Here is a 13053-nt window from a genome sequence, read left to right on the forward strand (position 1 = left end):
GACCTGCGTTCCGGCGCGGGGTCGTCAGGACAGCGGGGGAGTGCGCGGCGGAGCCACCCGACGCGGCCGGATCGCCTCGAAGGCGCTCGCCAGCCGCAGCAGGGCCACGTCATCGTAGGCGCGTCCCGCGAACGTCAGTCCCACCGGCATCCGGATGTCGTCCATCAGCCCCATCGGGACCGTGACGGTCGGGATGCCGAGGTGCCGGATCGCCAGGTTGCCGTTGGCCACCCAGACCCCGTTGCGCCAGCCGAGGTCGGCGGAGTCCGGGTTGACGTCCATGTCGGCGGGGCCGACATCGGCGACGGCCGGGAACACCACGGCATCCAGGCTCAGGCCGTCCATCCACTCCTCGAGGTCGAGGCGGCGCGTCTGCTCGAGGCCGATGACACCCGCCTCGAGATCGGCGAAGTCCGCCCAGGTCGCGTCCGGGTGCGTGCGCACCCAGTCCGGGTACTCCGCGATGTCGTCGTCGAAGCCGGTGTAGCGGTCGAGGGCCGCTCCTCCCGGGTGGGGGAAGATGCGGCTGCCGTCGACGTCGGCGAGGGTCGACAGCGCGGGGTCGCCGTTCGCGGCGAGGAAGTCCTCCCACGCCCATGCCGAGAGGTCACGGATCTCGCGCGCCAGGTAATCGGGCGTCACCAGTCCGCGCGTCGCGATCGTCGGCGCGCCTGGTCTGTCTCCCTCGTAGTTCGACACGACAGGGAAGTCGACCTCGACGACGGTTGCCCCCGCCTCCTCCAGGTCGCGGCGGGCGGCGTCCCAGAGGTCGAGAACCGACGGCCGGGTGTCGATGCGGGTTCCGGTCGGCCCGCCGATGCCGGGGGAGGGTGCGGTGCCGGCCAGTTCGTCGGCGTTGATGTACATGCGCGGGATGCCGATGCGCCGGCCGGCCAGCGCGCGTCGGGCGGTATCCGCGTCGGTGACCGCGAGCGCGGCGTACGAGTCCGGACGCCGCGTCGACGCGGCGGGAATGGGCACCCACGGCTGCACGCGCCAGAAGTCGCCGCGCGTCTCCGGGTCGTCCGCCACGACGGCGTCGAGCACGGCCAGCAGATCGGACATGGTGCGGGTGTGCGGCACGACGACGTCCATCGTGGGCACGAGGGGCCAGTTGCCCCGCACCGAGATCACGCCGCGGGAGGGTGTGTAGGCACACAGGGCGTTGTTGGATGCCGGCCCCCGGCCGCTCGACCAGGTCTCCTCGCCGAGCCCGAACGCACCGAAGCTGGCCGCGGTGGCCGTGCCCGACCCGTTGGACGAGCCCGAGGCGAAGGGCGCTGTCAGGTAGTCGGCGTTGTAGGGGCTCTCGGCGCGTCCGTAGAGGCCGCGCTGCATGCCGCCGTTCGCCATCGGCGGCATGTTCGTGAGTCCGAGGCAGATGGCGCCGCCCGCGCGGAGCCGCTCGATAGTGAACGCATCTCCCTGCGCCACGAGCTCGGCGAACGCCGGGCTGCCGGCGGCGGCGGTGAGCCCGCGCACGAGGTAGCTGTCCTTCGCGGTGTACGGGATGCCGTCGAGCGGGCCGAGCACGCGCCCTGCCGCCCGCCGGGCATCGGATGCCGCGGCTTCGGCGATCGCGTCGGGGTTGGCCACGATGACGGCGTTCAGGGCCGTCGGCGTGTGCGGAGCGTCGTACGCCGCGATCCGCCGCTGGTAGGCGTGCACGAGGTCGACGCTCGTCGTCTCGCCGGACTCGAGCGCCCGGCGCAGGTCGGCGATGCTCGCCTCGACGACGTCGATCTCGGTCGCGCCGTCGGTGCCCGTCATCCCGCCGCTCCGTCCACTCGAGGCTGCTGCTGGGTGATGCAGTGCACGCCACCCCCGCGCGCGAAGATCGGCCTCGCATCGACGCCGACAACCCGCCGTCCTGGGTAGGCGTCTTCGAGGATGCCCCGCGCCGCGGCATCCGCCGGCTCGTCCCCGAACGCGCACGCGATCACGCCGTCGTTGACGACCAGATGATTGATGTAGCTCCAGTCGACGAACCCCTCGTCGTCCCGCAGCGTCGACGGGGCGGGCACGTCGACAACCTCGAGCGACCGGCCCGCGGCATCCACCTCTGCGTCAAGGAGAGCGCGCAGCTGCGTGGACACGGTGTGGTCGGGGTGGCCCGCGTCGTTCTGCGCGTGCAGCAGCACGCGACCCGGGGCGGGGATGGTCGCGACGATGTCGACATGCCCGTTCGTGCCGAAGTCGTCGTAATCGCGCGTCAGGCCGCGCGGAAGCCAGATCGCGTGGCGGGTGCCGATCGTGCGGGCGAGCTCGGCCTCGACCTGCCCGCGCGTGAGCCCCGGATTGCGCCGAGGGTCGAGCTGCACCGTCTCGGTGAGCAGCACGGTCCCCTCTCCATCGACGTGGATGCCGCCGCCCTCGTTGACGAGTTCGGAGGGGATCGTCTCGGCCCCGACGAGGTCGGCGACGAAGGCGCCGATCCGAGCCGAGAGCTCCCACTCCGCCCACGCGGGGGCACCCCAGCCGTTGAAGACCCAGTCCACCGCGCCGAGCGCTCCGGGTCGCTCATCGTCGACCACGAAGGTCGGCCCGAAGTCGCGCATCCAGAACTCGTCGAGCGGAGCTTCGACGATCTCGATGTCGCCCGAGAGCATGCGGCGCGCCCTGGCGATCTCGGTGGGGTCGACGACCATCGAGACGGGCTCGAATTCCGCGACGGCGTGCGCGGTCGCCGTCCAGGCGGCGTAGCACTCCTCGCGCTCCTGCTCGGTGTCGCCGATCGTCTGTCCGGCGCGGGGGAACGCCATCCACGTCCGCTCGTGGGGCCTCGTCTCCGAGGGCATTCGCCAAGCCATCCGTGGCACCTTCCCTAACAAGTTGATCACTTGATCAATTCGACCTCACGGTACAGAATCGGGATGATGTCGTCAACACGCACACGAAGATCCGCGAGCGAGCGCGTCGCCGAAATCGGCGACGCCGCTCGGGCGATCGCGCTCCAGTCCGGCCTGAGCGCCGTCACTCTCCGCGGGGTGGCGCAGCACATGGGGGTCGCCTCGGCGCTCGTCGCGCACTATGCGCCCAGCATGAACGACCTGGTGGCCGAGACGTTCGCCACGATCGTCGGCGCCGAGCTGACGGAGCTGCAGCAGGTTGCGAACGCCCAGGACGGGCATTCCGCCGCACTCGTCTCGATGCTCGGCAGCATGCTCGACGAGGACCGCGCGGACGTGACGCTGATCTGGGTGCAGAGCTGGGCGCTCGGCGGCCGCAATCCCGCCCTGGCCGAAAGCGTCCGCGAGCAGATGGACCGGTGGCGGGCGTTCCTCGCCGGCCTGCTCGCGGAGGGGCGCCGAGCGGGGGAGTTCCGATTCGACGACCCGATCGCCATCGCGGGACAGGTGCTCGGGATGATCGACGGGCTGAACGCCCATTCCCTGGTCGGGTGGCAGCGCCCGCGCGAGCGTACGGAGCTGCTGATGCGGTCGGTGGAATCGATGCTCGGGCTGTCGTCGGGGGCGCTCATCGACCGGATGCCCTAGACGCTGCTCCGGCGTTCGGGCTCCGCGTGGGCGCGCGGCGTGATCACGCCAGCGTGTCGAGGATCGAGGTGAGCAGTTCGATCGTCGTGAGGGGGCTGATGATCGCGAAGCGCAGCACCGGCTCTCCCGCGTGCGAGCTGGGCACCACGAAGGCCTTCTGCTCGGCGAGCAGCTTGTCGGACCACGCCTGGTAGTCGCGGGCCGACCAGCCCTCCCGGCGGAAGACCACCACCGAGAGCTCCGGCTCGCGCACGAGTGACAGATGCGGACGCTCGGCGATCTCGTCGGCGATCGTGCGGGCCAGCGTGATGCCGTGGTCGATCGCCGATCGGTACTGCTCCGTGCCGTGCGCCGCGAGCGAGAACCACAGCGGCAGGCCACGGGAGCGACGGGTGAGCTGCACACCGAGATCCGAGGGGTTCCAGTCGGCCGTCTCGGTGAGGGTGTCGAGGTACTCCGCCTTCTGAGTGTGCGCGAGACGCGCCAGGTCGGGATCGCGGTACAGCAGCGCGCAGACATCGAAGGGGGCGAACAGCCACTTGTGCGGGTCGACGATCACCGAGTCGGCGTGCTCGACGCCGGCGAACGTCGGTCGCATCCGCTCCACCAGCATCGCCGCCAGGCCGTACGCGCCGTCGATGTGCAGCCATACGCCGCGCGAGCGGGTGACCTCGGCGATCGAGGCGATGTGGTCGACGATGCCGAAGTTGGTGGTTCCGCCCGTGGCGACGACCGCGAACACGGCGGCGCCGTGCTCGTCGAGCGCCCGGGCCACGGCGTCGCCGCGAAGACGACCGCCGTCATCCGGGGCGGCCGCGACGACGTCGATGTCCATCACGGCGGCGGCCGACGCGATCGAGGAGTGCGCCTCGGCGCTGCACAGCACGACCCAGCGGGCGGGATCGGCGACGCCGTTCTCGCGATTGCGGCGGCGGGCGGCATCCCGAGCCGTCACGAGCGCCGACAGATTGCCGATCGTGCCGCCCTGCACGAACACGCCGCCGGCAGTCGCGGGGAGTCCGAACTCGCGCGCCAGCCAGTGCAGCACCTCGTTCTCGGCGAAGACCGCGCCCGCACCCTCGACCCACGAGCCGCCGTAGATCGCCGACGCCGACACCACGAGATCGAAGGCGATCGCCGCCTTGCTCGGTGCCGACGGGATGAATGACAGGTATCCCGGATGGTCGGTCGAAAGGCACGCGGGCGCCAGCACATTCTCGAAGAGGCTGATCGCCTGCTCGGCGCCCAATCCCGCGGGGCCGATCGAGCCGGAGGCGGTCTTGGAGAGCTCCTCGGGCGTGACCGGGTGATCGAGCGGGATGTCTTTATAGAGCACACGGTTGCGTGCGTAGTCCAGCACCGCCTCGATCACGTCGTGCGTCTCGTCGGTGAGGGCGTGCATGCGCGCGGGTGCGTCTGTCTCGAACAAGGGGCGCTCCAGGGAGTGAGGGAATCGCGCCCGGCGGGAGCGCACGGCTGCCGCGGCAACTCTCTCAGCGTAGGGACGACCCGGGTGCACGATCAATCGCCGGACTGCGCGTTCTCGACCCGCGCATGAGCGAAATGTACATCCCGGATGTACATTATGTGCATGGAGCCCACTCTCGACGACCTCGATCGCCGGCTCCTCGCGCTGCTTCGCGACAACGCGCGGGAGCCGGTCGTGACGCTCGCCGCGCGCCTCGGAGTCACCCGCGCAACGGTGAACAAGCGTCTGAACCGTCTGCTCGACTCGGGGGCGATCCTCGGTTTCTCGGTGCGCGTGCACGACGCCGCCGAGCGGTCGACGATACGGGCGATCACTCTCATCGCGGTCGAGAGCCGCGACGCGCGCGATGCGATCCGGAGCCTGCACGGCATCCCCGAGATCGCCGCTCTGCACACGACCAACGGGCGATGGGATCTGGTGGCCGAACTCCGCTGCACGAGCCTCACCGCGCTCGACGGCGCCCTCGGCGCGCTTCGCGGCATCGAGGGGATCCGAGACAGTGAGACGAGCATCCTGCTCAGCACGGCGACGGCTTAGGCGCGACCGCGCCGGTGCGGGCGCCGCGGCCGCCCGGTTGCCTCGCTCGTCGCTTTTTGTGGGTTTCTGCCCAGTTCACTGACACTTACGACGAGTGAGGCGATCTGGGCGTTACCCGGTGCTTTGCCGAACCGCCAGGCGTGACCAGATCCTGTCCCGGCCGCCGGGCGTCACAGCGTCGTTTCGCGCGGCGGGGCGACGGACTCGCGTTCGATCAGGTGCTGATCGAGCACCCGCAGCACCGGAGGAGCACCGTCGCCCCGGATGCGACGGACCAGCAGCCGGGCCGCTTCGGCGCCGATCTCATGGATGGGCTGGGCCATCACCGTGATGCCCGGCGTGCTGACCCCCGTCCAGTCGGCGTCGTCGAAGGCGACCAGGGAGAGATCCCCCGGGATGCGGAGGCCCAGCGCGCGGGCGACCCGGAAGACCCCCAGCGCGATGAGGCTGTCGGAACTCACGATGGCCGTGATCCCCGGATCCTCCGAGAGGATGCGGCGGGTCAGCCGCTCCACCCCCTCCTCGCGGGCGTTGAGATGCACGAAGGACGCGGGATCCGGCACGCCGGCGCGGGCCAGCGCGCTCGTGAATCCCTCGACACGCTCGGCGACGGACGACGTCGACAGCACATCGCCTGCGTGGTAGCGACCCGGATGACCGAGCGTCGAGATGAAGGCGATGCGGCGATGTCCAGCGTCGACCAGGAGCGTCGTCAGCACCGCCGCGCCGGTCCGGTTGGCCGCGATCACGGTGTCGACCGGCAGTCCCGGCAGAGCGCGGTCGAAGAGCACCACGGGCCTCCGGGCGGTGAGCACGGTCTGCAGGTTCGACGCATCGATCGAGGATGCGGGTGCCACGAGCAGCCCGTCCACCCGTTTGGCGAGCTGCACCCCGATGGCCTTGGCCTCGATCTCGGCGTCCTCGTCGGAGTTGGAGAGGATCACATCGAGCCCGGCCGCCGCCGCGACATCCGCCGCACCTCTCGTGGCCTGCGCGAAGAACGGGTTCTCGATGTCGCCCACCACGATTCCCACCGTGTTCGAGCGACCGGTGCTCATGGTGCGGGCGAGCGCGTTCGGTCGGTAGCCCAGCCGCTCTGCGGCGAGAAGTACCCGGTCGCGTGCCGATTCGCTCACGGCTCCGTAGTCACCGAGTGCCCGGGCGGCTGTCGCCTTGGCAACCCCGGCCGCGGCTGCCACGTCGCTGACCGTGACCTCGCGACCGGTGTCGTCATGCCCGTCCCCGCCGGTGTCAAGTGACTGCACGTGATTTCCCCTCCTTGTTTGACTTGCGCCCCGGTCTCGCGTATTGTCCTCGAAAACGAACTGAGACCGGTCTCAATCTAATCAGTTGAGACCGGTATCACCAAAGCGACATGACTCACCACCGCGTGGAAACCCCCCGCGTGGAAACCCCCGTCACACCCAACCGCAGCTGAATCCCCGAGAGGATCATCGTGACCTTCACCACCATCCGACGCGCCATCGTCGGCGCCGTCGCCGCCAGTGCGACCGTTCTCGCGCTCGCCGCGTGCTCCTCGGCCGCTCCCGCGGCCGAGACCAGCGCGGCCGCCGACCCGTACGGCCTCATTACCCCGGGCCAGATCCGGGTGGCGAGCCTGGGCGACTCCAAGCCTTACACCTTCACAGACGAGAACGGCGAGTTCACCGGCTTCGACGTCGAGCTCTTCACCGATGTCGCCGACCGGATGGGCATCGACGATGTCGTGTTCACCGGTCAGGACTTCTCCGGTCTGCTCGCCGCGGTCGCGAACGGGCAGTTCGACGTCGGTGTCGCCGCCATCGGAATCACCGAGGAGCGCGAGCAGACGGTCGACTTCTCCGACGGCTACCTCGCCGGCTACCTCACCGTGATGTCCAGCCCCGACGCGAACATCGCCGACGAGGCCGATCTCGCGGGCAAGCGCCTGGGCGTCGTCCAGGGCACGCTGCAGGAGGCCTACGCGGTGAAGAACTTCACCGACACCGAGCTGGTCCGCTTCCCCGACAACAACGCCGCCATCTCGGCCGTGAACAGCGGCTCCATCGACGCGCACTTCCTCGACTACGAGGCGGCGAAGGAGTACGCCGACCAGTACGGCCTCGAGAACGCGATCGACATCCCGTCCTTCGATGCCCCCGCCGGCTTCGCCATCGCCAAGGGCAAGGACGCCTTCAAGGACGCCCTCAACGAAGCGCTGCACGAGGCCATGGAGGACGGCACCTGGAAGGAGCTGTACCAGAAGTGGTTCCCCGGCTCGCCGATGCCCGACCAGTACCTTCCCTCGGACGAGCAGCAGACCCCCGCTCCGACGGACACCGCGTCGGACTGAGCGGATCCGCGGTGCGGGCCTCCCACGGCAGACCGCGCGGCCCGCACCGCCACCGCCTTCTCTGAAAGAAGAATCCCATGGACTGGCTCGACAACATCGTCAAGACCTTCTTCGACTTCGAAGCGATGTGGCAGGTGTTCCCGCAGCTGCTCGGCATCGGCCTCGTCAACACGCTGGTGATCTCCGGCGCCGCCACCGTCATCGGAATCGTCCTCGGCATGGTCATCGCGATCATGGGCATCTCGCCCTCTCGATGGCTGCGCATCCCCGCACGTGTCTACACCGACATCTTCCGGGGGCTGCCCGCGATCCTCACGATCCTGCTCATCGGTCAGGGCTTCGCCCGGTTGAGCCAGCAGATCTTCGGTCCGTCGCCGTACCCGCTCGGCATCCTCGCCTTGAGCCTCATCGCGAGCGCCTACATCGGCGAGATCTTCCGCGCCGGCATCCAGAGCGTCGACCGCGGACAGCTCGAGGCATGCCGCGCCCTCGGCATGAGCTACGGCAAGGCGATGCGCCTCGTCGTCGTGCCCCAGGGCGTCCGTCGCGTGCTGCCCGCCCTGGTGAACCAGTTCATCGCCATCGTCAAGGACTCGAGCCTCGTGTACTTCCTCGGCCTCCTCGTCTCGGAGCGCGAGCTGTTCCGGGTGGGCCAGGATGCCGCGGTGCTGACCGGCAACCTCTCGCCGCTCGTGATGGCAGGCCTGTTCTACCTCGTGATCACTGTGCCCCTCACGCACCTCGTGAACTACTTCGACAACCGATTCCGCACCGGCCGCCGCAAGGCCACTCCGCCCAAGAGCGGACTCGACGAGGTCGAAGAGACCACCCTGACTCCGACCCTCACCTACGGAGAGAACACATGACCTACACCACTCCCGTGCCCGTTCCCGACGGACACATCTACGCGGGTTCCAGCCTCGAGCTGCGCAACCTCACGATGGCCTACGGCGACATCGATGTGCTGCGCGATGTGAGCCTTCAGGTCGCACCGGGAACGACCACCTGCATCATCGGACCCTCCGGCTCCGGCAAGTCGACTCTGCTTCGGGGCGTCAACCGGCTGCACGAGCCGAAGTCCGGCGATGTGCTGCTGGCGGGAGAGAGCGTGCTGACGCAGAAGGCGGATGCGGTGCGCAAGCGCATCGGCCTGGTCTTCCAGCACTTCAACCTGTTCCCCGACCACACCGCTCTCGAGAACGTCGCCCTCGCGCTGCGCAACGTGAAGGGCCTCTCGGCTCCGGAATCGCGGCGCATCGCCGCCGAGCGCCTCGCCGAGGTCGGCCTCGCCGAGCGCTCCGACCACCGGCCGCGCGATCTGTCGGGCGGCCAGCAGCAGCGCGTCGCGATCGCCCGCGCGCTCGCGATGGAGCCGGAGGTGATGCTCTTCGACGAGGCGACCAGCGCCCTGGACCCGGAGCTCGTCAAGGGCGTGCTGACCCTCATGGCCGGCCTCGCGCACCGCGGGATGACGATGCTCGTCGTCACGCACGAGATGGGCTTCGCACGCAAGGTGGCCGACCAGGTCGTCTTCATGGATGAGGGACGCGTCGTCGAATCCGGTGCCCCCGCCGATCTGTTCGACCGGCCGCAGAGCCCGCGCCTGCAGCGCTTCCTCTCGGAGGTGCTGTGATGACGGATGCCGCACACCGGCCGCTCCGCACCGCCATCATCGGCTTCGGCACGTCGGGTCGCGTCTTCCACGCGCCCTTCCTCGCGGCGAACCCCGACTTCTCGCTCGACCTCGTCGTGACGAACGACCCGTCGCGTCGGGCGGCGCTCGCCGACCGGCATCCGCGCGCACGGGCCGTCGCGTCGCCGGATGATGTCTGGGCGGATGCGGATTCGCTCGACCTCGTCGTGATCGGCTCGCCGAGCGGCACGCATGTCGACCTCGCCGACGCGGCGCTCGACGCGGGACTGCACGTCGTCATCGACAAGCCGCTCGCGGTGACCGCCGACGAGGGAAGGGCGCTGATCGCCAAGGCCGAGCGGCTCGGGCGACACCTCACGGTGTTCCAGAACCGGCGGTGGGACGGCGACTTCCTGACCGTGCGAGACCTCGTCGGGGCGGGGGAGCTGGGCGAGGTGCGTCGCTTCGAGTCCCGATTCGAGTGGTGGAAGCCCGAGCCCGTCACCTCCTGGAAGACGAGCACAGCGGCGGGGGAGGCCGGCGGCATCCTCTACGACCTCGGGACGCACCTCATCGACCAGGCTGTGCAGCTGTTCGGCCCCGTGTCGAGCCTGCACGCCGAGATCGCCCGTCGCCGACCGGCCACCGCCGCCGACGACGACTCGTTCCTCGCCCTTCAGCACGTCTCCGGCGTCACATCTCACCTGTGGATGAGCGCGGTCGCGCCGCTGGCAGGGCCGCGGTTCCGCGTGCTCGGCTCCCGCGCCGGCTACACGACGTGCGGACTTGACCCGCAGGAGCCGTCGCTGCTCGCGGGCGCGCTCCCCGGTGACCCCGGCTTCGGCGAGGTGCCCGAGGATCGCTGGGGCACGCTCGGCACCGACGGCGCTGCGCGCCGCGTGCCGACGCGGCGCGGAGACTACGGCGAGTTCTATCGCCTGCTGGCCGTCGCCCTCCGCCGCGGCGGGCCGCTTCCCGTCGATCCCCGCGACGCCGTCGACGTGCTCGAGCTCATCGAGCGCGCGCACGCCACCGCGGACATCACCGTCTGACCGAATATTCGAGAACACGAAGGAATCACTCACACATGACCAGAACCGGATCGAAGAACGTCGTCGTCATCGGCGGCGGCATCCTGGGTGCATCCACCGCGGCGCACCTCGCGCGCGGCGGCGCCCAGGTGTCACTCGTGACCGCCGGCGAGCTCGCGGACGGGGCATCCGGTCGCTCCATCGCCTGGCTCAACTCGTCGGGTGACCGCTCGGCCGAGTACCACTACCTGCGCCTGCTCGCACTCGACCGCTACCGCACGTGGAGTGCGCGGCATCCGGAGAGCGCGGCGTACCTGCGCTTCGACGGCGCGCTGAAGTGGGCGGGTGCCGGCGAGAGCTTCCGCGACACCTTCGCCTTCGAGCGAGCAGGGGGATATGACTCCGTCTGGGTCGACCGCGCCGATGTCGCCGCGGTCGCCCCGGACGTGAACGCCGACGCGGTCGCCGCCGAGGGCGCGATCTTCAACCCGGGTGAGGGCTGGGTGAGCCTGCCGGACATCATCGCCGCGCTGGTCGATGAGGCCCTCACCGACGGCGCCCGCCTCATCGAGAACGCGGGCGAGGCACGCGTCGAGGTGACGGACGGGACGGCCACCGGGGTGATCCTCGGTGACGGGACGCGCGTGCCGGCCGACGAAGTGGTGCTGGCGACGGGACCCGCGGTGCCTGCGCAGCTCGCCGCGCTGGGAGTCTCCGTGCCGGATGCCACGCCGGCCGCGTTCGTGCTGTTCACCGATCCGGTGGAGGTCGAGGTGAAGACGGTGCTCAACACGCCCCGCGTGGCGGTGCGCCCGACGCCCGACGGCCGCCTCGTGCTCGACGCCGACTGGGCGGAGCAGTCGGTCGTCGTCGCCGACGATGGATCTCTCACGGTGCCGGACGACTCTGTCCAGGGCCTGCTGGATGCCGCATCCGAGGTGCTCGCCGGCCACCCCCGCCTGACCGCGCAGCGCGTCGGCGCGGGATTGAAGCCGATCCCCGGCGACGGCGAGCCGGTCGCGGGCGCCGTGCCCGCCATCGACGGCCTGTACACGCTGTTCACCCACTCGGGTGCGACACTCGGGCTGATCCTCGGCGAACTCGCCGCCGAGGAGATCCTGACAGGTGCGCCGTCACTGGTGCTGACCTCGTTCCGTCTCGAGCGCTTCGGCGCAGACGCGGAGCCCGCGGCCGTGGGGACGGGGGCCTGGGCGCCGTTGGTGCAGAAGTAGACCGATCCGGGGCGGGGGCGTCGCGCCCCCGCCTCGGATCGCCTCGCCGTTCGCGTTCTGAAGGTGCCGGTGCACCGGACACATCGGGGCGATGTGAAGTGTGCCGCGCGCGGCCCCAAGCCCGCGGCATCCGCTCGCATGAGGTTCGGAGAATCGCGCCTCAATCGTCCCGATCATCCGGAATCACCCGAACTGAGCGACATTCTCCGAAGTTCGTGCTCCCGCGGCGAGGCGACGCGCAGTCCGGTGGTTGAGCGAGCGCAGCTAGGAGCCACGCCCCGCCCGCGGCATCGGCTCGCATGAGGCTCGGAGGATCGCGCCTCAATCGGCCGGATCACCTGCAATCACCCGAATCAGGCGACACTCTCCGACGCTCGTGCTCCCTTGCTCCCGGCGGCCCCTCTGCTGCGCGAGCGCGGGAGAATTCAGTGATGGAGAGCATCACCCTCAACAGCGGGGCGCGGATGCCGCAACTCGGCATCGGCGTCTACCAGGTTCGCTCCGCCGACTGCGGGCCGGCGCTGGCCTCGGCCTTCGCCGCCGGGTATCGCTCGGTCGACACGGCGAACGCGTATCTGAACGAACGCGCCGTGGGGGAGGCGATCCGAAACAGCGGTCTGCCGCGTGAAGACGTCTTCCTCACGTCCAAGCTGTGGCCGCCGAACTACCCGTACGAGAAAGCGGTCGCGGCGATCGACGGCACCCTGAGGCGCCTGGCAACCGACTACGTCGACCTCCTGCTGCTGCATCAGCAGTACGGCGACTACAACGGGGCGTGGCGGGCGATGGAGGAGGCCGTCGAAGCGGGAAAGGTCCGCGCTCTGGGCGTGAGCAACTTCGATGAGCGCCGCTTCACCGACCTCACCGACCACGCGAGCATCGTGCCGGCGGTGAACCAGGTCGAGTGTCATCCGTACCATCAGCAGCGTGAGCTGAAGGAGTTCCTCCGGTCATTCGGTACGGTGCTCGAGGCCTGGTACCCGCTGGGGCATGCCGATCGACGACTGCTCACCGAACCGCTCTTCGCGGAGCTGGCGCGCAAGCACGGCAAGTCGCCCGTTCAGGTGATCCTGCGCTGGCACATTCAGGAGGGGAACATCGCTATACCCCGGTCGACCAACCCCTCACACATCGCAGCGAACATCGACATCTTCGACTTCGTGCTCGCACCCGAGGAGGTCGCCTCGATCGGGGCGCTCGACAAGGGCAAGCCGTTCTTCCAGATGCCCGACCTGCTCGGGCGGATCCTCCTTCCCGCAGCGCGCATCAACTTCGACAAGCGGCAGCGCTGAGCGGCGCACG

The 13053-nt window shown here is 69.8% G+C and carries 12 protein-coding genes; 8 read left to right on the top strand and 4 right to left on the bottom strand.

The window, feature by feature from the left end:
* Positions 1–24: 24 nt before the first annotated feature.
* Together ACLQ2Q_RS06810 and ACLQ2Q_RS06815 are read right to left on the bottom strand one after the other, a co-directional pair.
* Entirely contained in the window at positions 25–1770 is a 1746-nt protein-coding gene (locus ACLQ2Q_RS06810; RefSeq protein WP_425819301.1) for an amidase, read from the bottom strand.
* A complete protein-coding gene (locus tag ACLQ2Q_RS06815; protein WP_425819302.1) occupies positions 1767–2810 on the bottom strand; it encodes an agmatine deiminase family protein in 1044 nt (347 codons plus the stop codon). Before ACLQ2Q_RS06815 ends, ACLQ2Q_RS06810 begins: the two co-directional genes overlap by 4 nt.
* Before the next feature lie 63 nt (positions 2811–2873).
* Between ACLQ2Q_RS06815 and ACLQ2Q_RS06820 the strand changes: the two genes are divergently transcribed.
* Complete coding sequence (locus ACLQ2Q_RS06820; RefSeq protein WP_425819304.1) at positions 2874–3497, top strand: TetR/AcrR family transcriptional regulator; 624 nt, start codon at positions 2874–2876, stop codon at positions 3495–3497.
* A gap of 43 nt (positions 3498–3540) precedes the next feature.
* On the opposite strand, the gene ACLQ2Q_RS06825 is transcribed toward ACLQ2Q_RS06820, so the two are convergent.
* Complete coding sequence (locus ACLQ2Q_RS06825; protein WP_425819955.1) at positions 3541–4899, bottom strand: pyridoxal phosphate-dependent decarboxylase family protein; 1359 nt, start codon at positions 4897–4899, stop codon at positions 3541–3543.
* 189 nt (positions 4900–5088) lie between these two features.
* Between ACLQ2Q_RS06825 and ACLQ2Q_RS06830 the strand changes: the two genes are divergently transcribed.
* Entirely contained in the window at positions 5089–5523 is a 435-nt protein-coding gene (locus ACLQ2Q_RS06830; RefSeq protein WP_425819306.1) for an Lrp/AsnC family transcriptional regulator, read from the top strand.
* A gap of 170 nt (positions 5524–5693) precedes the next feature.
* Here the strand turns inward: ACLQ2Q_RS06830 and ACLQ2Q_RS06835 are convergent, their stop codons facing one another.
* Positions 5694–6788, bottom strand: a complete 1095-nt coding sequence (locus ACLQ2Q_RS06835) for a LacI family DNA-binding transcriptional regulator (RefSeq protein WP_425819308.1) — start codon at positions 6786–6788, stop codon at positions 5694–5696.
* A 191-nt stretch (positions 6789–6979) separates the two neighbouring features.
* Between ACLQ2Q_RS06835 and ACLQ2Q_RS06840 the strand changes: the two genes are divergently transcribed.
* The 6 genes from ACLQ2Q_RS06840 to ACLQ2Q_RS06865 all read left to right on the top strand — a co-directional run bounded on the left by ACLQ2Q_RS06840 (position 6980) and on the right by ACLQ2Q_RS06865 (position 13043).
* Positions 6980–7855 (top strand): ABC transporter substrate-binding protein, encoded by an 876-nt coding sequence (locus tag ACLQ2Q_RS06840; protein WP_425819310.1) that lies wholly within the window; start codon positions 6980–6982, stop codon positions 7853–7855.
* Between the two features lie 77 nt (positions 7856–7932).
* Positions 7933–8721, top strand: a complete 789-nt coding sequence (locus tag ACLQ2Q_RS06845) for an amino acid ABC transporter permease (RefSeq protein ID WP_425819312.1) — start codon at positions 7933–7935, stop codon at positions 8719–8721.
* A complete protein-coding gene (locus tag ACLQ2Q_RS06850; protein ID WP_425819314.1) occupies positions 8718–9488 on the top strand; it encodes an amino acid ABC transporter ATP-binding protein in 771 nt (256 codons plus the stop codon). Before ACLQ2Q_RS06845 ends, ACLQ2Q_RS06850 begins: the two co-directional genes overlap by 4 nt.
* Positions 9488–10540, top strand: a complete 1053-nt coding sequence (locus ACLQ2Q_RS06855) for a Gfo/Idh/MocA family protein (RefSeq protein WP_425819316.1) — start codon at positions 9488–9490, stop codon at positions 10538–10540. The genes ACLQ2Q_RS06850 and ACLQ2Q_RS06855 overlap by 1 nt, the downstream gene beginning before the upstream one ends.
* Before the next feature lie 35 nt (positions 10541–10575).
* Positions 10576–11751, top strand: a complete 1176-nt coding sequence (locus ACLQ2Q_RS06860; RefSeq protein WP_425819318.1) for an NAD(P)/FAD-dependent oxidoreductase — start codon at positions 10576–10578, stop codon at positions 11749–11751.
* A gap of 431 nt (positions 11752–12182) precedes the next feature.
* A complete protein-coding gene (locus ACLQ2Q_RS06865; protein WP_425819320.1) occupies positions 12183–13043 on the top strand; it encodes an aldo/keto reductase in 861 nt (286 codons plus the stop codon).
* Positions 13044–13053: the final 10 nt, after the last annotated feature.

The organism is Microbacterium sp. DT81.1 (genome assembly GCF_049844955.1).
Classification (GTDB): Bacteria; Actinomycetota; Actinomycetes; order Actinomycetales; family Microbacteriaceae; genus Microbacterium.

Bases quoted from the DNA above. Each gene is read 5' to 3' on its own strand.
- ACLQ2Q_RS06820 (WP_425819304.1), top strand. From the start codon at position 2,874: ATGATGTCGTCAACACGCACACGAAGATCCGCGAGCGAGCGCGTCGCC.
- ACLQ2Q_RS06860 (WP_425819318.1), top strand. From the start codon at position 10,576: ATGACCAGAACCGGATCGAAGAACGTCGTCGTCATCGGCGGCGGCATC.
- ACLQ2Q_RS06865 (WP_425819320.1), top strand. From the start codon at position 12,183: ATGGAGAGCATCACCCTCAACAGCGGGGCGCGGATGCCGCAACTCGGC.
- ACLQ2Q_RS06855 (WP_425819316.1), top strand. From the start codon at position 9,488: ATGACGGATGCCGCACACCGGCCGCTCCGCACCGCCATCATCGGCTTC.
- ACLQ2Q_RS06815 (WP_425819302.1), bottom strand. From the start codon at position 2,810: ATGGCTTGGCGAATGCCCTCGGAGACGAGGCCCCACGAGCGGACGTGG.
- ACLQ2Q_RS06850 (WP_425819314.1), top strand. From the start codon at position 8,718: ATGACCTACACCACTCCCGTGCCCGTTCCCGACGGACACATCTACGCG.
- ACLQ2Q_RS06810 (WP_425819301.1), bottom strand. From the start codon at position 1,770: ATGACGGGCACCGACGGCGCGACCGAGATCGACGTCGTCGAGGCGAGC.
- ACLQ2Q_RS06825 (WP_425819955.1), bottom strand. From the start codon at position 4,899: ATGCACGCCCTCACCGACGAGACGCACGACGTGATCGAGGCGGTGCTG.
- ACLQ2Q_RS06830 (WP_425819306.1), top strand. From the start codon at position 5,089: ATGGAGCCCACTCTCGACGACCTCGATCGCCGGCTCCTCGCGCTGCTT.
- ACLQ2Q_RS06845 (WP_425819312.1), top strand. From the start codon at position 7,933: ATGGACTGGCTCGACAACATCGTCAAGACCTTCTTCGACTTCGAAGCG.